The organism is Rhodococcus sp. P4_E4 (assembly GCF_056401575.1).
In genome coordinates this window covers 113876-130574 of sequence record NZ_JBFUJB010000002.1, presented here as the reverse complement: position 1 = coordinate 130574, position 16699 = coordinate 113876, and the positions used below count along the sequence as shown (strand labels likewise).

Genomic DNA, 16699 nt, shown 5'->3' with positions numbered 1-16699 from the left:
CCACACGAAATCACGCGGTACCGTCTATTCGGACAGCAGCGAACACGAAGGCAGGACGCAGAAGACATGTTGGAAGTCGACTTGAATGCACTGGACACGGCATTGGCGGCAGGTGAGCCGCTGATCGACGTCCGTGAGCCCGACGAGTTCGCTCAGGTCCGAGTTCCCGGTGCGGCGCTCATTCCGCTCAGCGAATTCGTCTCTCGCGTCGGTGAAATTCCGGACGCGGAAACGGTGTACATCATCTGCGCCGTCGGTGGCCGTAGCCTGCAGGCCGCGGAGTATCTGCAGGCCCGTGGCATCAATGCCGTTTCGGTGGCCGGTGGAACAATGGCGTGGTACCAGTCGGGGCGCCAGGTCGAGACCGGAGCCTAAGACACAACTGATGGGGGCAGTTCCCGTTTCGGGAGCCGCCCCCACCGGTCACTTTCGCCAGAACAGGTGATGCGTCACGCCGCTCGGGCTCGGCACGATTTCGAGGTTGAAGCGGTCGCGCAACTCATCAGGTGTCTCCCACAGGCGTAGACCGGATCCGAATTCGATCGGGCAGACAGCGATGTGCATCGTGTCGACCAGATCGGCGTCGAGGAATTCACGGATAGTGCTGACCCCGCCGCCGAGTCGAACGTCCTTGCCCTGCGCGGCCTCACGTGCCTGCTCGAGGGCCGTCGCCGGGTCAGCGTCGACGAAGTGGAATGTCGTGTCCGATAGCGTGAACGACGGCCGCACGTGGTGGGTCAAGACAAAAACCGGGGTGTGGAACGGTGGCTCGTCGCCCCACCACCCCTGCCACTCGAGATTCTCCCAAGGGCCGCGGTAGGGTGCGAATTTGTTGCGGCCCATGATTTCGGCACCGATGTTGTTGGAGAAGTCCCGCGTGAAATAGTCGTCGATGCCTCGGCTGCCGCCGGGATCGGTGCGATTGGGCCAGCTCGCTGTAGCTCCCGCCCACGCAAACATTTCACCGTGTTCCAGGCCGAACGGGCTCTCGAAGCTTTGGTCCGGACCGCAGGCTATTCCGTCACTGGAAACGCTGAAATTCTGTACTCGTAATAACTGACTCACCATGTACTCCCGCTCTCGACAATGGTCTACGTGAGTACAGACCGTACGGCGAGGCAAAACTCATCGGTGCCAATTCATGCAGCCGCGGGGAGAGCTCCACTGCGGATCGATCGGACGGTCCGCACCGCGACGGTTGCCCAGATGGGGATCAGCACGGTCAGCAGGGCAAGTGCGATTCCCAGAATCAGCGTCGAACCGGTGGCGACTCCGAAGGCATTCGCTCCGACTGCACATGCTCCGATGGGGAAGGTGAAGCTCCACCAACCGAGCGAGAAGTCCAAGCCGCGGCGCAGTGCGTGGATGGTCACGGTGGTGACGGTGACAAATGCGATGACGCCGATGATTCCGACGACGGTTCCGTATGCGATTCCGAATTCGTGCAGGGTGTCGGCGTGCTCGGTACTGAGTGCATGCCGTGAGGCGGCGGCCAACAGGTTGGATGCTGCGATCGACTGTCCGATCACGCCCAACGGAATCCACAGCGAGGGAATGGCATTGAACGGGATCACGTCGACGCCGGCCGAGCGGTTGCGTGCGAACTGCCTCGCGACGGCTATCAGAATGCCGATAGCGGCGGTCAGTGCCAGAGCGAACAGGATGTAGCAGAAGATCAGTACCGCGATGCGCGGAGCGCCTTCGGGCATGTGGGTGCTGACCGCTGCGCCGGTGGTGGCCGAGACCATCGGTGGTACGACGGGCATCAGCCAGAACGGCATTGCCGTCGCCATCCCAGCATCTCGAACGAGACGAATCATCATCACGACGTAGGTGACCAGGCCGAGTGCCGTGCCGAGTATCCACAGAGTCAGCGAGACGGTGATCGCCACGTCGTGGCCGAGGAAGTCCGGCCCGGTGATGCCGGTTGCCGATCCCACGGTCAGCAGGGCCATGGCGACGGCTCCGTAGAACGGGAACATCGCGGGACTGTGCAGGTAGGCGAGGGCCTGACATCGATGTTGTGACCAATGGGTGGCAAATGCGCCGATCAAGGCGCACAGTACGAGAACCGCCAGAACCCAGAAGATTTCCGAGACCAGCTTCAAGCCTTCGATCTCCGGTTCGAGCGAAGCTGCGGCCACCGAGACGATTCCCGTTCCCATCGCTGCCGCGAACCAGTTCGGGGTGATGTGGGCGAAGGTGGGACTCGTTGTGGTGGTCATGCATTTCACTGTCGTCTCATCCGGTTCGTACCGGTAGACCGGTTGTCCTTGAATGCCCACAATCTCGCCTTGTGGGTCTAATCTTGGTCTATGTCGTTGTCTCCTCGGGTGCCGGAACTCAGTGCCCTCGACGTCCTGCTTTCCGTAGGGCGTCTGGGCAGCATGGGTGCTGCCGGCCGGGAGCACGGACTCAGTCAGCAAGCGGTCAGCGCCCGGGTGCGTTCGGTCGAACGGCAGCTCGGAATCAAGGTTTTCGATCGAGCGGCGACCGGTGTTCGTCCCACCGCCGAGGGCGGTCTGATTCTCGAGTGGGCAAGTCACATCCTCGTCAGTGCCGAGGAAATGGCATCGGGAGTTGCCGCACTTCGCGGTGAACGCGACGCTGCCGTCACAGTTGCCGCCAGCATGACCATCGCCGAGTATCTGGTTCCCGGATGGACGGTCGCGATGCGGCACAAGTTCCCCAACGTCGTGGCGTCGGTGAGCTTGCACAATTCCTCGGATGTCTCTGCTCAAGTGCAGGCAGGCCAGGCCGATATCGGATTCGTCGAAGGTCCGGATGTGCCGTCGGCGCTCGCGTCGTGCGAGGTAGCGCGTGATCACCTCGTCGTGGTTGTGCCGCCGGGACACGACTGGGCCAATGGTGTGCCTGTTCCGGTTGCGGACCTCGCACGCACGCCGCTGATTCAGCGCGAGTCAGGGTCAGGGACGCGTCTGACGCTCGAGAATGCTGTTCCCGATTGTGTGCCGCCGTTGCTCGAGCTCACCTCGTGCACCGCAGTCAAGGCTGCGGTGGTGGCAGGCAACGCGCCCGCCGTTCTGTCGTCGTTGGCCGTTGCTGCCGACCTGACGGACGGCCGACTGGTCGCGGTCAACGTCGACGGCTTGCGGATGCCGAGGCGACTCCAAGCCGTCTGGGATCCCGATCGCGGATTGCGCGGTGCGGCAAGAGATTTCCTCGACATAGCGCTCGGCTCCAACACCGCTGTTCATTCGCGTTGACGGCTGCGGCTGACGGGAACGGCTGCTATCGGACGGTGTCGATTCCCGCGAGGATGAGATCGATGCCTGCCAGAAACTGTTCTCGGTCGTCGTGGTCGCGCAATTGCGCCGTCACCTGATTGAGGAACGGGTACTTCGCGGAATCGAGTTCTTCCCACCGCTGCGCGACGGTGGCGAGGAAGGCGGACCGATCTGTCTCGCGGGGGAGGAGGCGGGCGCCCGCGGCATACTGTCCGGCGAGGCCGAGCACGTAGTTCAGGAGTGCGGACGCACAATCGAACTGTGCCGGTTGGGGAACGCCGAGTGCTTGGAGTTGCCCTCCCAGACTTTCGAAGATCTGCATCACCGCTGATTGCCACGGCTCGCGAGAGAGTTGGGTGCCGACCCACGGGTGCGCGTCGATCGCGTCGAACACACCGAGAGTGATGATCCGGATCGCCTCACGTGGGGTTGCGCTTTCGGTTCCTTCGGTGGTCACGCGGGCGATGACGTCGTCGGTCGCCGCGGCGAGCAGTTCGCTCTTGTTGGCGACGTGCCAGTAAATCGCCCCGCTTCCTGTTGCCAGGCGTGCGGAGAGTGCGCGAAATGTCAGCGCAGTTTCGCCCTCGTCGTCGAGGATCTCGATCGCAGCCTCGACGATTCGCTCCTTCGAGAGCGCGTCCGTACGTCGTTCGGTCCGCTGATTCCTGGTCGCCATGCGCACCATCTTGACATATCTGGAACGCCGTTCCAAGATGGTCACTGGAACGACGTTCCAATCGAAGCCTGAAAGGAAACAAACATGAGCAACTCGATAACGATCATCGGGGCGGGTCTCGGCGGTCTGACCCTCGCGCGCGTCCTCCACGTTCACGGAATTCCGTCGAAGATCTACGAGGCGGAACCGTCGGCAGAAGCTCGCACGCAGGGCGGCCAACTCGACATCCATGAACACAACGGTCAGGCGGCGCTCGACGCTGCCGGCCTCATCGACGAGTTCCGCGCGATCATCCACGAGGGCGGTGCCGCGTCGCGCGTACTCGATCAACACGCCGCTGTACTCCTCGACGAACCCGATGACGGCACGGGAGTCCGTCCTGAAGTGCTGCGCGGAGACCTCCGACGGATCCTGCTCGAATCCCTTCCGGACGGCACGATCGAATGGGGACGCAAGGTCGACAGTGTCCGCTCGCTCGGCTCACGGAACACCGCCGACGAGCGCGCCGACGGCCGACACGAACTGACCTTTGCCGACGGTTCGACGGTGACTACCGACCTCCTCGTCGGCGCCGACGGTGCCTGGTCGAAGATCCGCCCCTTGCTCTCCGATGCGAAGCCCGAATACGTCGGCACCACGTTCGTCGAGACGTATCTGTACGACGTCGACGAGAAGCATTCGGCTGCAGCCGAGGCAGTCGGTGACGGGGCGATGTACGCGCCCGCGCCAGGAAAAGCGATCGCCGCGCATCGAGAGGCGGGGGACATCGTCCACACCTACGTCCAACTGAACCGTACGGCGGAGTGGTTTGCCGGTATCGATTTCACCGACGCCGCTGCTGCGACAGCGCGGGTCGCGGCCGAGTTCGACGGTTGGGCAACGGAACTCACTGCGCTGATCACAGACGGCGAAACCGCTCCGATTCCGCGCGCGATCCATGCACTTCCCGACGAGCACCGATGGGATCGCGTGCCTGGGGTCACGCTCCTCGGTGACGCGGCACATCTGATGGCTCCGTCCGGTGAGGGTGCGAACTTGGCCATGTTCGACGGCGCCGAACTGGGAAGGGCGATCGCCGCGCACCCGGACGACATCGAAGCGGCACTGAGCGGCTACGAGGAAGCGATGTTCGTGCGCAGTGCATCCGAGGCCGCTGACTCGCACGTGATCCTTGATCTCTGCCTCGGTGAAGGCGCACCGTATTCACTGGTCGACTTCTTCACCGGCGCTGCTTCCGTATCCGGATAATGGACGAATGCCTGTTGATTCCACTCCCTCGTCTGCCGCGATTGCGCACGTGCGCGGTCTCTCGAAGGGTGACCAGGTGGATCGAAATCACCGGGTGACGTTGCACTTTCATCCAGACCTCCCGTCTGAACGTGGTCTGACACTGGCCTCGATCGCACGTCAAGGCACCTACGTGACCCAGTTCGAGACTCGTACCAGCAACGGCGGACTGACAGCGCATCACGGCGGCGACCGTTGGCGTTGGGAGAGTCGGATATTCGGCGGGGCTTACGACGAGCGAGAGCCGTCGGAACGGCCGAAGTACGGATCGTTTAACTTCTCCGCCGATCCGTACGGGGCATCCCCTCGGTTCGGCTCGTCCTACTTCCGGCTTGCCGAGCACACACTCGACCGCACCACCTTCTGCTTTCCGGACAGCGTCTTCGAGCCTGATCTCTTCGGAACGGCCGAAGCGATGAGCTTGGTCGGCGCCGCCGGAGCCGCCGAGTTCGACGATCCGCTCGACCACTACATCGAGGCGCACGTCCACGGCGTCGTCGACATCGGAACGGACGTCGAGGCACTCGTCCTGGACCCGAGTTACCGCGGCACACGGATCGAAGAGATCGCCCACTCACTCACGTGCCCGGTGCTGTGGCACGACGGTTACGCGGTCGATGTCGAAGAGATAGCCGAACATCCCGAATACCGGGGAGCGACCGTCGTCGACCTTGCCCGAGAAATTGCCCGCGGCAGGCGACTGACGCCTGCCGTACTGGGGCTCGCACGGAGCGCGTCCTTCGATCCGCAGGACGTCAAAAAGGTCTGGCACTACATTGCTCGATTCGGCGGCAGGGCGTAGAACTGGGCATTCGCGTATCGCTGCCCGTCGACGACCGCCGGTTCCGGGACCGCACATCGGTCCGAAGGGCGCGGTGAGGAAAGAGTGATTGATACGCAACATCGAGCATGAACTCCCGAAACAACTGCATCCGAAGATAGAAGTCGACCTTGATCCTCGGTCGAAGGGATGCATGAATCGATGGGCGCTCAACTCACCACCACCAGTGTCGACACACTCTGCGCGTACTGCGGGGTCGGCTGTGGTCTTGTCCTCGACATCATCACCGATCCGGAGACGGGACGCCGGAAGGCTGCGAAGTCTTCCGGTCTGAAGACACATCCCACCAACTTCGGGCGTCTGTGCACCAAAGGGGCCACGACCGCAGACATGCTCGCAGGTCCAGGGCGAATGGACTCTGCATATCGCCGTCCGCGCCGAGGGGATGCGATCGAAGCCGCGGACATGGACGCCGTCATCACTGACACCGCCCAGCGTCTACGGGCAATCATCGACGAGCACGGCCCCGACGCATTTGCGTTGTACGTGTCCGGGCAGATGTCTCTCGAAGCCCAGTACTTGTCGAACAAGCTGGCCAAGGGATTCATCGGGACCAATCAGATCGAATCGAATTCCCGGTTGTGCATGGCGAGTGCCGGCACCGGCTACAAACAGTCTCTCGGGGCCGACGGACCGCCCGGTTCCTATCAGGACTTCGAACACGCCGACGTGTTCTTCGTGACCGGCGCGAACATGGCGGACTGCCATCCGATCCTCTTTCTGCGGATGCAGGAGCGGATCAAGGCAGGCGCGAAGTTGATCGTCGTCGACCCTCGACGCAGTGCCACCGCCGACAAGGCGAACTTGTTCCTGCAGATCGCTCCCGGCACCGATCTCGCGCTACTCAACGGACTACTCCACCTGCTCGTCGTGAACGGCCACACCGACCCTGACTTCATCGCCGACTTCACCGAAGGCTGGGAGGTGATGCCCAGTTTCCTCGCGGAGTACACCCCGGAGAAGGTCAGTGAGATCACCGGTATCCCCGAAGCCGACATCCGCACTGCAGCGCAGTGGATCGGTGAGGCTGCAAACTGGATGAGCTGTTGGACAATGGGTTTGAACCAGAGCACCCACGGCACGTGGAACACCAACGCCATCTGCAACCTTCACCTTGCGACCGGTGCGATCTGCAAGCCCGGCAGCGGTCCGTTCTCGCTGACCGGGCAGCCGAACGCCATGGGTGGGCGTGAAATGGGCTACATGGGTCCAGGTTTGCCCGGCCAGCGTGCAGTGATGGTCGACGCCGATCGCGAATTCGTAGAGGAGAGGTGGGGGATCCCGCAAGGCTCGCTGCGCACCGACATCGGCGGTGGCACCATCGACATGTTCTCCCGCATGGCGGCGGGTGACATCAAGGCATGCTGGATCATCTGCACCAATCCCGTTGCAACGGTAGCTAACCGAAAGACCGTCATCGACGGCTTGGAGAAGGCTGACCTCGTCATCACCCAGGATGCGTTCCTGGGCACCGAGACCAACGAATACGCCGATGTTCTGCTGCCCGCGTCACTGTGGACAGAGTCCGACGGAGTGATGATCAATTCCGAACGCAACCTGACGCTCTTCCAGCAGGCACTGGATCCGGTCGGGCAGGCGCTGCCTGATTGGCAGATCATCGCCCGGATCGCCTGCGAGATGGGGTATGTCGAGGCGTTCACCTACACCTGTGCCGAAGAGGTGTTCGAAGAGATCAAGCAGTTCTGGAATCCGAAGACCGGCTACGACTTACGCGGCGTCACCTACGGGCGCCTCCGCAAGACATCAATCCAGTGGCCGTGCCCGCCAGACAGTGATCAGGACCGTCATCCCATCCGATACGTCAATGACGGTGTCAGTCAAAGGCTCCTGATCCGCGAGGACGGCAGCACTCCGCGGCTCGCATTTCCCACCGCCACTGGCCGTGCGATGTTCTTCGCACGGCCGCACATGCTTCCCGCCGAAATGCCCGACGACGACTATCCATTCCTGCTCAACACCGGTCGTCTCGCGCACCAGTGGCACACCATGACCAAGACCGGCAAGGTCGCCAAGCTGAACAAACTCAACCCAGGTCCCTTCGTCGAGATCCATCCCGACGACGCCGCCAGGCTCGGCGTCGTCGACCAGGATGCGATCGAGGTTGCCTCACGCCGCGGTCGCGCCGTGCTTCCCGCCGTCATCACCGACCGAGTGCGTCCGGGGAACTGCTTTGCCCCATTTCACTGGAACGACGCCTTCGGCGAATATCTGTCCATCAACGCTGTCACCAACGACGCCATCGATCCAGCCTCGCAGCAACCGGAGTTCAAAGCCTGTGCTGTCACTATGACGAAGGTCGCCGTGAACACACCTGAAACAGTGCTCGCCGGGGCGCCGCTGGTGGCTTCCGCGCCAGCTGATCGGGCTTTGTCGCGAACCGATATCCTCGCGGATGTCATCGGTCAAACAGGAACACCTGCAGTGGTATTCGATGCGCTCCAGCAGAGCTACCTGGCCGGTCTTCTCGCCGCGTTGCGTGCGGACGCCGATCGCACTGCCGGGGTCCCGACGTTGCCGTCGACGGCGCCGTTCGACGCCGAAAAGCGGATGTGGGTCGACGGGGTACTGGCCGGCCTGTACTCGCGAACCTCGCCCCCTGACGCCGACGGGTCCGCGTTGTCCTCGGCTCCGGGCATTGCGACAGAACGCGCGCCGATCGTGGTGCTGTGGGCATCGCAGACCGGAAACGCGGAAGAATTCGCCGCCGCCTGCGCTGCTCGTCTCGGGGAAGTTGGCTTGCCCGTGGTGATGCATGCAATGGACGAGTTCCCGGCCGCCGACCTGGCGGCCACCCGAGAGGTCCTGCTGATCACCAGTACCTCCGGTGACGGCGAATCCCCGGACAACGGCAGCGGTTTCTGGGATGCGTTGGCTGCTGACACGGCGCCCCGCATGGCCGAGACACGTTATGCAGTCATCGCTTTCGGTGACTCGAACTATGACGACTTCTGTGGGCATGGACGAAAGCTTGACGCCCGCCTTGCTGAACTGGGGGCCAGTCGTATCGTCGATCGCGCCGACTGTGAGCCCGATTTCGCGGACACCGCTGCTGGATGGCTGGACTCTGTCACGGCTGAACTTCAGCGCTCGGCGGATGGTGAGACGGCCGACGTCGTCGTTGCAAAGAAGAATTCTGGGACAACCGTTGCGGCCACGCCGATTTCACCGACGATGTCGGCGCCGCTGCAGTACAACAAGAAGGCTCCGCTGACCACAGCCTTGACGCGCAATGTCGTGCTCAACCGGCCAGGCTCTTCCAAAGACGTGCGGCAGTTGGGCTTTCACCTTCCGGACGACACGGTCAGTTACGAAGCCGGCGACGCTCTCGGAGTCTGGCCCCGAAACAGCTCTCCGTTTGTCGACGAGTGGCTCACCCTCACCGGCCTCGACGGTGAGGAGGTCGTCGAACTGGGGCAGTACGGCGATATGACCCTGCGTGCCGCGCTCACCGAACGCCTGGAGATCACTCGAATCTCGAGCGAGATGATTCGGTTCGTGCATCAACGAACTCGCGACGCGGACCTCGCCGAGTTGATGAAGCCGGAGAACATCTCCACGCTCAAAGACTGGTCGTGGGGACGACAGTCCGTCGACGTACTTGCGCAGTCACCCGTTCGTGCCTCGACGGACGAATGGCTCTCCCTCCTCAAACCGCTTCAGCCGCGGCTGTATTCGATATCTTCCAGTCCGAAGGAGAACCCACGCGAAGTGCAGCTGACGGTGTCCGCGGTGCGCTACAACGTCGCGGGTGTCCCACGGCGTGGGGTGTGCTCGACCTACCTCGCAGACCACGCCCACGATGATGACATCGGCATCTTCGTGCAGAAGTCGACCCATTTCCGGCCACCGTCCGATCCCGAAACCCCGATGATCATGGTCGGTCCGGGAACCGGCATCGCGCCGTTCCGTGCTTTCCTGCATGAGCGTCGGGCATTGGGGCACACGGGTCCGAACTGGCTGTTCTTCGGAGAACAGCACGCCGCGACCGACTTCTACTACCGCGAAGAAATCGAAGAATTGCGGAAAGACGGATTCCTCACCGAACTCGACCTCGCATTTTCCCGGGATCAAGCCGACAAGGTCTACGTGCAGGACCGGATGCGTGAGCGCGGTGCGCTGCTGTGGGAGTGGTTGCAGAAGGGCGCCCACTTCTACGTCTGCGGCGATGCCAACCGGATGGCCAAGGACGTCGACAGTGCCCTCAACGGGGTGGTCGCTCAACACGGAAAACTGGCACCTCGTAGTGCGGAGGCGTACGTGAAGGCTCTCTCGGCCGAGAAGCGGTACGTCCGAGACGTCTACTGACGTCGATCAGACGGCGCCCTTGAACCCGTGCTGACGCCACGCCTCGTACGTCACGAGGGCGGCGGCGTTGGACAGGTTGAGGGACCGGCGTCCGGGAAGCATCGGGATACGCAGGCGCTCGGTGATGTGTTCGTCCGCCAATACTTCTTCGGACAGTCCGGTGGGCTCGGGCCCGAACAGCAGGACGTCGCCGGGTTGGTAGGCGATATCGGCATAGGACGTGGTCGCGTGCGCGGTGAAGGCGAACACGCGAGCGGGGGTGACGGCTTCCCACGCCGCAGCAAGGTTCTCGTGGACCGTGACAGTCGCCAGATCGTGGTAATCCAAGCCTGCGCGCTTGAGTTTCGGCTCCGACAAGTCGAACCCGAGAGGGCCGACCAGGTGGAGTTCGCAACCGGTGCCCGCGACCATACGGATCGCGTTTCCGGTGTTGGGTGGGATGCGGGGCTCGTGGAACATCACTCGGAACACTCGAGGAACTGTACCGGGCGTCGTATCGGTGCCCGCGTCCGTGAGAAGACCGGTCGGGAAGTGTGGGCGAATTGGTAACAAACCGGCCAGTCCGTGCGAATCTATTTCCGGCACTCTTCGCAGAACGGACATTTTGATGAACCCTCCCGCCGGTTGGAACCCCGACCCCTTCGACCCCACGATCGACCGTTACTGGGACGGTCAGCAGTGGACTGCACAGACACGGCCCAAGGGCGTCGACGCACCCACTCAAGCCTTCGGCACTCCCACCCAGGTCTTCGGTGCTCCCGGTTCGCCGGTGCCGGACGCAAACGCCGAGGAAGGCAAGACGCGGCGTAAGTGGCCGTGGATCGCCGGCGCAGCAGTCGTGGGGCTGGTTGCCATCGCCGCGGCGACGGGCGCGGGCAAGTCGGAAGAATCAACGACGCCTGCTGTGACCTCTTCTACGACAGCGGCGACGACGACAACCAAAAGCACGGTCCCGTCGACGACGAAGACCACGACTTCGTCCCTCTTGCCGACGACGACAACGATCGTGCCGCCACCGACGACGACAACCGTGGCAATCGTGCCGCTGGTTCCGCAGGTGCCGGAGACCACGACTACGCCGTACGTTCCGCCCGCCCCGGCGTACACGCCGCCGAAGACAACGGAACCCGCCTACGTTCCGCCGCCGGCAAAGGTGCCTGATGCAGGGGTGTATTACGCCAACTGCTCAGCGGTGCGAGCGGCTGGTGCTGCCCCGATCTACCGCGGCGATCCCGGCTATTCGTCCAAGCTTGATCGTGACGGTGACGGCGTGGCCTGCGAGACCTAGGCGATCGAAGCGGTGTCGGTGCGGCGGGGCAGTATGGACGGCATGCTCCCCGAAGAATCCGACGACGTCGTCGGCGAAGACTATTCAGACGCGCGGCTGGCCGGGCAGAAGTGGCGTCAGCGCACTTTCACCAATTGCAATTTTCGAGACGCCGACCTCACCGGACTCACGACGGAGTCGGTGGTGTTCACGGATTGTGATTTCACCGGCACCGATCTGGGGGAGTCCGTGCACACGGGAACGGCGTTTCGCTCCTGCAATTTTGCTCGGACCAGCCTGTGGCACAGCACGTTCCGAAACTGCAGTCTGCTCGGGTCGACGTTCGACGGTTGCCGTATCCGGCCGTTGACGCTCGACGAAGTCGACTTCTCGTTGACCTCACTCGGTGGGGCGGACCTGAGGAAGATCGACTTCACCTCATGCCGATTCCGTGAAGCGAACCTGGTTCGGGCCGACATGCGGGGCGCGGTGCTGGCGTCGGCGGATCTGTCCGGTGCTCGTACGGGTGGACTCAAACTCGAAGGTGCAGATCTGCGCGGTGCGCGGATCGATCCGAGCCTGTGGACGTCCGCATCCGTCGGAAACGCGCAGATCGAGTTGATGCAGGCGGTGGCTTATGCGTCGGCGCACGGTCTTGTCGTAGACATGAAGTAGAGGCGCCTAGCTCTCCACGCGCTCCTCGAGGCGCACTGTCACCATCTCGCCGGTCTCCTTGCCGATGGCTTTGCGAAGATCGGCTTTGACCGGCAGCTTGTGGTTGCCGTCTCCCAGCGCCATGAACGAACTCTGGAACGGATGTCCGTCGATCGTCCCGCGTACCTTGACCAGGCCGCGGGTGCCGAAGAACTCGGCGGACTCCGGCCAGATCACGTAGGTCCACCCACCCTTGGCGTCACTTTTCTGCAAGGTGGCCGTGAATTCCTTGTCCAGCAACATGATGACTGTCCCTTCGGGTCGTACCTTGTGATCAGCGGATGAATTCCCGTGCGAGCAGATCCATCAGCAGTCCGTCCTTCCACACACCATGGCGATCTCGCGAGTACTCGCGCATCACCCCGACGTCTTTGAACCCCACCGATCGGTAGCAAGCGATGGCGACGGAGTTGTCGACTTCCGGGTCGATGACCAGACGGTGGAATGCGAGGTCGTCGATCAGGTGGGCACACAGCACGCGAATCGATTCGCGACCGAACCCTTGGCTGTGAAAGTCTGGATCGAGGAACAAGTCGAGCCCGGCGTGGCGGAAGTCGGGGTTGTCCTCCGCCTCGTACCACTGGATGAAGCCGATCAGGCGGTCGCCGTAGAAGATGCTGTAGCGCGTGGTGCCGGCCTCCGGCGCTGCAGGCCAGTCGTCGTCGGGATTTTGCCACCACTGCACGACGTCCGGGTGCAGGTGAATTGCCCGCAGACGGGCGTGATGATCGGGCGCGACAGGGGAGAGGAGCACCCTCGGGCCGCGTAGTTCCGGAGCCGTTGTCACTCATCGACCCTAACCTGGAACAATGGTCGCCGTGACTGCAACGATCCTCGACGGCAAAGCTACCCGCGACGAAATCTTCGAAGACCTGAAGGTGCGGGTGAGCGCTCTGAAGGCAGAGGGCATCACACCCGGCTTGGGCACCATCCTGGTGGGCGACGACCCGGGATCCGCGGCTTACGTGCGCGGCAAGCACAACGACTGCGCCAAGGTCGGTATCAATTCTTTGCGACGCGACCTGCCTGCCGACATCACGCAGGAACAGCTCAACGCGACGATCGACGAGCTCAATGCCAATCCCGAGTGCACCGGCTACATCGTGCAGTTGCCGCTCCCCAAGCACCTCGACGAGAACGCGGCCCTCGAGCGTATCGACCCCGACAAGGATGCCGACGGCTTGCATCCGGTCAACCTCGGTCGACTGGTGTTGGGCAAGGAAGCCCCGCTGCCGTGCACCCCACGTGGAATCCTCCACCTTCTGCGTCGCTACGAGGTCCCGATTGCCGGTGCACACGTGGTGGTTGTCGGACGCGGCGTCACGGTCGGTCGTCCGATCGGATTGCTGCTGACGCGTCGTAGCGAGAACGCGACGGTCACGCTCTGCCACACCGGTACCCGCGATCTCGCGGCCGAGGTTCGCCGCGCCGACATCATCGTCGCTGCCGCCGGCGTTCCCGGCCTCATCACCGCAGACATGGTCAAGCCCGGGGCAGCGGTCCTCGACGTCGGCGTCAGTCGCACCGACGACGGCCTGCGCGGCGACGTCGCAGCCGACGTGAACGAGGTCGCCGGCTTCGTCTCACCCAATCCCGGTGGTGTCGGACCGCTGACCCGCGCGTTCCTGATCACCAACGTGGTCGAGCGCGCCGAGCGGGTTCTGGCCGGAGTCTGAGTCCGATGTCCTCACTGGTCGGCCTCGCGAAGAAGAATCTGCCCATGCTCGCGGTCCTCGCCGTGATCGCGGCGGCCGTGGTTCTCGTGCTGGCCGACCGGTGGCGTCGCGGCGCCCTCGTCTTCGGTGTTGCCGTCATCATCGGAGCTGCCGCTCGGTGGTTCGTTCCCGAGAATCGTGTGGGGTTGCTCGCGGTGCGCGGAAGGGTCTTCGACACTGCGGCGATGGGTGTGATGGGTGTGTTGATCGCGACGCTCGCCCTGACCATCGATCCGCTCGGCACCGACTGAGAAGATCAGTCCCCGTAGAACGAGCGAATGTCGATATCACTCAAGGGGATCCACTCCGGTGAATCTGTGGATGTCGACTTCTTTCCAGCCTTGACCGGTGCACTTCGCAGCGTCACCGCAAGTGCAGGTTCCTCGTCGATTCGCCCGGCCAGGGCGTAGATCGCGGCGAGATGGTGAACGCACGGCGAGCGTCGACCTGAGCAGTCGCAGCTGGCAGTGCACTCCGAAAGATCAACGGCTACTGCAATATTTCGAGCCTGCAGTTCGGTGACGATGCTGTCCGGCAGTTCGCCGGTGGAGACGGATCTGTTGGCCTTTCCCGCCGAACGGAGAAGGCTCTTCACTGCGGCGATTTCGGATTTGGTCCAGAGCGGGACACAAATTGTCACCGACGAGGTTTTTGCTTTGGTGCTCACCTCCGCGACGACGGTCCCCGATGAGACCACGGTGAACTCCACGGAACCGTTGCGTGCGAGGGTACGAGCCGTCGGCAGGGACGGGTTCGGACCGGATGCCGCGGTCCGCTCCACCGTGCGCAGCCATGCTCGACCCCAAGCGGTGACACCGAATTCGTTGGCCATCAGATGATCACCGCGCCGTCGAGTTCGAGGAGTTCACGCAGTTCGGTGTCGGGTAGATCGGCCAGGGCGGCCTCGACGTTCCCGGAAACAGCATCGGCCACAGCTCGTTTGGACTCGTGCATCGCTGCGATGTGATCCTCGACGGTACCGCCCGTCACCAAGGTGTGGACGTTGACGGTGCGCTTCTGGCCGATGCGGTGTGCCCGGTCGGTTGCTTGGTCCTCGACGGCTGGGTTCCACCACCGGTCGTAGTGCACGACGTGACTTGCGCGCGTGAGGTTGAGGCCGAAGCCGGCGGCGCGCAAGCTCAGAATCAGAACCGGTGGTGAATCCGTGTCGTTCTGGAACGCGTCGACCATTGCGTCGCGCTTGTCGGTGTTCAGGCCGCCGTGAAGGAACGGGATTGCGCCGATTCCCAACTCGGAGCCCAGGTGCCGCGAAAGCATCTCGCCCATCGTCCGGTACTGCGTGAATATCAGCGCGCGATCGCCGTCGTCGACGATCTCGGCAATCATTTCCGTTGCGCGGTCGAGCTTTCCGGATCTTCCGTAGAGGTCATCCGTATCGCCGGTGACCTGCGCCGGATGATTGCATACCTGCTTGAGGGTGGTCAGCAGCGCAAGGATGTTGCCGCGCCGGGCAATTCCCGTACCCAAACCGGTGTCGAAAGCATCTGCAACTGCAGACCGATAGATGCGCGCCTGTTCCGACGTCAGAGTGCACGAGACGGTGGAAAATTGCTTGGGCGGAAGATCCTTGGCCACTGTGTCTTTGGTTCTGCGCAGAATGAACGGATCGATGACCGCGGCAAGCCTGGTCGCCGCGGTGGCCGATCGACCGGATTCGATCGGTACGGCAAAGCGTTGACGAAACCGTGCGCGAGTTCCGAGGACTTCGGGATTGGCGACGCGAAAGAGTGACCACAATTCTTCGAGACGGTTCTCCACCGGCGTGCCGGTCATCGCTACCTTGACGTCGGCCGACAACTGCATTGCTGCTTTGGCTGCCAGCGAAGAGGGGTTCTTGATCTGCTGTGCCTCGTCGAAGACCACTGAACTCCAATGGATCGGGGCCAATTGGTCTGCGTCGGAACGCAAGACGCTGTAGCTGGTCAGCACCGTGGCGCCGGCAGGAACACGAGTGGGAAGTGCGCGAGCGGTCCCGTGATGAACGTGCAGTGGCAGATGCGGAGCGAATCGCTCGATCTCGCGGCGCCAGTTTCCGATGACCGAGGTGGGACACACAACCAGGTGTGGACCGTCGTCGGCGCGGATCGCGATCATCGAAATCGCTTGCAGTGTCTTGCCCAAACCCATCTCGTCGGCGAGGATTCCACCGCCCGAACCCGACAGTGCAGTCAGCCAGGCAACTCCGTGCACTTGATACGGGCGCAATGTCGCCTGAATCTTTGCTCGGCGAAGACTCTCCACGGCTGCGCGCGCTTCCGTGAACAACCGCACCGTGGACCGGGCGCTTCTGATTTTCGTGTCGTCGCGCTCGATCGCGGCATGCGCTGCAGTCGGAATGTCATGTGCGCCGGTGTCGATGACGCGCTTCCATGCGAGCAACGACGGTCCGAGGTCGTCGCGACGTGCATCGAGGGTGTGCAAGGCGTCGATCGCGGTGGCGAGGTCGAGCAGTTGCGCTGCGACGTCGGTCGCTGTGATCGACTCGTCGACCGGGATCGCCAGCCGGCAGGTGCCAGGCGACCCGGTCGGCATCCCCAGCACCGACAGTCGCGCTGCCGGGTCTGTATCACCCCAGAACGCAAAGGACATGTGCTCGGGAATGTA

Annotated in this window: 17 protein-coding genes; 9 read left to right on the top strand and 8 right to left on the bottom strand. The window is 63.0% G+C overall.

Going from position 1 to position 16699, the window contains the following annotated elements; genetic code table 11:
- Positions 1 to 66: 66 nt before the first annotated feature.
- Positions 67 to 375: a rhodanese-like domain-containing protein gene (locus tag AC1DVN_RS03560; protein ID WP_019747641.1), complete on the top strand. Its 309-nt coding sequence runs from the start codon at positions 67 to 69 to the stop codon at positions 373 to 375.
- A 48-nt stretch (positions 376 to 423) separates the two neighbouring features.
- Here AC1DVN_RS03560 and AC1DVN_RS03555 read toward each other — a convergent pair whose 3' ends face one another.
- Together AC1DVN_RS03555 and AC1DVN_RS03550 are read right to left on the bottom strand one after the other, a co-directional pair.
- Positions 424 to 1065, bottom strand: coding sequence for a dihydrofolate reductase family protein (locus AC1DVN_RS03555; RefSeq protein ID WP_477993515.1), 642 nt, complete (start codon positions 1063 to 1065; stop codon positions 424 to 426).
- A gap of 74 nt (positions 1066 to 1139) precedes the next feature.
- Entirely contained in the window at positions 1140 to 2225 is a 1086-nt protein-coding gene (locus tag AC1DVN_RS03550) for a TDT family transporter (protein WP_044480105.1), read from the bottom strand.
- Positions 2226 to 2315: 90 nt separating this feature from the next.
- Between AC1DVN_RS03550 and AC1DVN_RS03545 the strand changes: the two genes are divergently transcribed.
- A complete protein-coding gene (locus tag AC1DVN_RS03545; RefSeq protein WP_019747644.1) occupies positions 2316 to 3227 on the top strand; it encodes a LysR family transcriptional regulator in 912 nt (303 codons plus the stop codon).
- A 25-nt stretch (positions 3228 to 3252) separates the two neighbouring features.
- Here the strand turns inward: AC1DVN_RS03545 and AC1DVN_RS03540 are convergent, their stop codons facing one another.
- Complete coding sequence (locus AC1DVN_RS03540) at positions 3253 to 3933, bottom strand: TetR/AcrR family transcriptional regulator (RefSeq protein WP_031330947.1); 681 nt, start codon at positions 3931 to 3933, stop codon at positions 3253 to 3255.
- 75 nt (positions 3934 to 4008) lie between these two features.
- Here AC1DVN_RS03540 and AC1DVN_RS03535 point away from each other — a divergent pair, with 75 nt between their 5' ends.
- From AC1DVN_RS03535 to AC1DVN_RS03525, 3 genes are all read left to right on the top strand, one after another.
- Entirely contained in the window at positions 4009 to 5172 is a 1164-nt protein-coding gene (locus tag AC1DVN_RS03535; RefSeq protein ID WP_113683055.1) for an FAD-dependent oxidoreductase, read from the top strand.
- Positions 5173 to 5179: 7 nt separating this feature from the next.
- The gene (locus tag AC1DVN_RS03530) at positions 5180 to 6013 is read left to right on the top strand and encodes a DUF3626 domain-containing protein (RefSeq protein ID WP_477993448.1); all 834 of its coding nucleotides are present in this window, start codon (positions 5180 to 5182) and stop codon (positions 6011 to 6013) included.
- A 180-nt stretch (positions 6014 to 6193) separates the two neighbouring features.
- Complete coding sequence (locus AC1DVN_RS03525; RefSeq protein WP_477993446.1) at positions 6194 to 10378, top strand: molybdopterin-dependent oxidoreductase; 4185 nt, start codon at positions 6194 to 6196, stop codon at positions 10376 to 10378.
- A 6-nt stretch (positions 10379 to 10384) separates the two neighbouring features.
- On the opposite strand, the gene AC1DVN_RS03520 is transcribed toward AC1DVN_RS03525, so the two are convergent.
- The gene (locus AC1DVN_RS03520; protein WP_019747649.1) at positions 10385 to 10849 is read right to left on the bottom strand and encodes a tRNA (cytidine(34)-2'-O)-methyltransferase; all 465 of its coding nucleotides are present in this window, start codon (positions 10847 to 10849) and stop codon (positions 10385 to 10387) included.
- A 136-nt stretch (positions 10850 to 10985) separates the two neighbouring features.
- Here AC1DVN_RS03520 and AC1DVN_RS03515 point away from each other — a divergent pair, with 136 nt between their 5' ends.
- Together AC1DVN_RS03515 and AC1DVN_RS03510 are read left to right on the top strand one after the other, a co-directional pair.
- Positions 10986 to 11666: an excalibur calcium-binding domain-containing protein gene (locus AC1DVN_RS03515; protein ID WP_355333469.1), complete on the top strand. Its 681-nt coding sequence runs from the start codon at positions 10986 to 10988 to the stop codon at positions 11664 to 11666.
- Positions 11667 to 11699: 33 nt separating this feature from the next.
- Complete coding sequence (locus AC1DVN_RS03510; protein ID WP_003940770.1) at positions 11700 to 12320, top strand: pentapeptide repeat-containing protein; 621 nt, start codon at positions 11700 to 11702, stop codon at positions 12318 to 12320.
- Positions 12321 to 12326: 6 nt separating this feature from the next.
- Here the strand turns inward: AC1DVN_RS03510 and AC1DVN_RS03505 are convergent, their stop codons facing one another.
- Positions 12327 to 12602 (bottom strand): DUF1905 domain-containing protein, encoded by a 276-nt coding sequence (locus AC1DVN_RS03505; protein ID WP_020969121.1) that lies wholly within the window; start codon positions 12600 to 12602, stop codon positions 12327 to 12329.
- A gap of 31 nt (positions 12603 to 12633) precedes the next feature.
- Positions 12634 to 13113, bottom strand: a complete 480-nt coding sequence (locus AC1DVN_RS03500; RefSeq protein ID WP_081328952.1) for a GNAT family N-acetyltransferase — start codon at positions 13111 to 13113, stop codon at positions 12634 to 12636.
- Positions 13114 to 13177: 64 nt separating this feature from the next.
- On the opposite strand from AC1DVN_RS03500, the gene AC1DVN_RS03495 reads away from it, so the two are divergent.
- Together AC1DVN_RS03495 and AC1DVN_RS03490 are read left to right on the top strand one after the other, a co-directional pair.
- Positions 13178 to 14035: a bifunctional methylenetetrahydrofolate dehydrogenase/methenyltetrahydrofolate cyclohydrolase gene (locus tag AC1DVN_RS03495; RefSeq protein WP_007727401.1), complete on the top strand. Its 858-nt coding sequence runs from the start codon at positions 13178 to 13180 to the stop codon at positions 14033 to 14035.
- Between the two features lie 5 nt (positions 14036 to 14040).
- Positions 14041 to 14325 (top strand): DUF3017 domain-containing protein, encoded by a 285-nt coding sequence (locus AC1DVN_RS03490; protein WP_003940740.1) that lies wholly within the window; start codon positions 14041 to 14043, stop codon positions 14323 to 14325.
- Between the two features lie 5 nt (positions 14326 to 14330).
- Here AC1DVN_RS03490 and AC1DVN_RS03485 read toward each other — a convergent pair whose 3' ends face one another.
- Both AC1DVN_RS03485 and AC1DVN_RS03480 read right to left on the bottom strand, forming a co-directional pair.
- Positions 14331 to 14906: a swim zn-finger gene (locus tag AC1DVN_RS03485; RefSeq protein WP_019747655.1), complete on the bottom strand. Its 576-nt coding sequence runs from the start codon at positions 14904 to 14906 to the stop codon at positions 14331 to 14333.
- Complete coding sequence (locus AC1DVN_RS03480; protein ID WP_046378288.1) at positions 14906 to 16684, bottom strand: DEAD/DEAH box helicase; 1779 nt, start codon at positions 16682 to 16684, stop codon at positions 14906 to 14908. Before AC1DVN_RS03480 ends, AC1DVN_RS03485 begins: the two co-directional genes overlap by 1 nt.
- Positions 16685 to 16699 lie beyond the last annotated feature (15 nt).

Coding starts and splice junctions, on each gene's coding strand:
- AC1DVN_RS03485 (WP_019747655.1), bottom strand. CDS start 14,906: ATGGCCAACGAATTCGGTGTCACCGCTTGGGGTCGAGCATGGCTGCGC.
- AC1DVN_RS03490 (WP_003940740.1), top strand. CDS start 14,041: ATGTCCTCACTGGTCGGCCTCGCGAAGAAGAATCTGCCCATGCTCGCG.
- AC1DVN_RS03530 (WP_477993448.1), top strand. CDS start 5,180: ATGCCTGTTGATTCCACTCCCTCGTCTGCCGCGATTGCGCACGTGCGC.
- AC1DVN_RS03480 (WP_046378288.1), bottom strand. CDS start 16,684: ATGTCCTTTGCGTTCTGGGGTGATACAGACCCGGCAGCGCGACTGTCG.
- AC1DVN_RS03545 (WP_019747644.1), top strand. CDS start 2,316: ATGTCGTTGTCTCCTCGGGTGCCGGAACTCAGTGCCCTCGACGTCCTG.
- AC1DVN_RS03510 (WP_003940770.1), top strand. CDS start 11,700: ATGGACGGCATGCTCCCCGAAGAATCCGACGACGTCGTCGGCGAAGAC.
- AC1DVN_RS03535 (WP_113683055.1), top strand. CDS start 4,009: ATGAGCAACTCGATAACGATCATCGGGGCGGGTCTCGGCGGTCTGACC.
- AC1DVN_RS03515 (WP_355333469.1), top strand. CDS start 10,986: ATGAACCCTCCCGCCGGTTGGAACCCCGACCCCTTCGACCCCACGATC.
- AC1DVN_RS03550 (WP_044480105.1), bottom strand. CDS start 2,225: ATGACCACCACAACGAGTCCCACCTTCGCCCACATCACCCCGAACTGG.
- AC1DVN_RS03505 (WP_020969121.1), bottom strand. CDS start 12,602: ATGTTGCTGGACAAGGAATTCACGGCCACCTTGCAGAAAAGTGACGCC.
- AC1DVN_RS03540 (WP_031330947.1), bottom strand. CDS start 3,933: ATGGTGCGCATGGCGACCAGGAATCAGCGGACCGAACGACGTACGGAC.
- AC1DVN_RS03560 (WP_019747641.1), top strand. CDS start 67: ATGTTGGAAGTCGACTTGAATGCACTGGACACGGCATTGGCGGCAGGT.
- AC1DVN_RS03525 (WP_477993446.1), top strand. CDS start 6,194: ATGGGCGCTCAACTCACCACCACCAGTGTCGACACACTCTGCGCGTAC.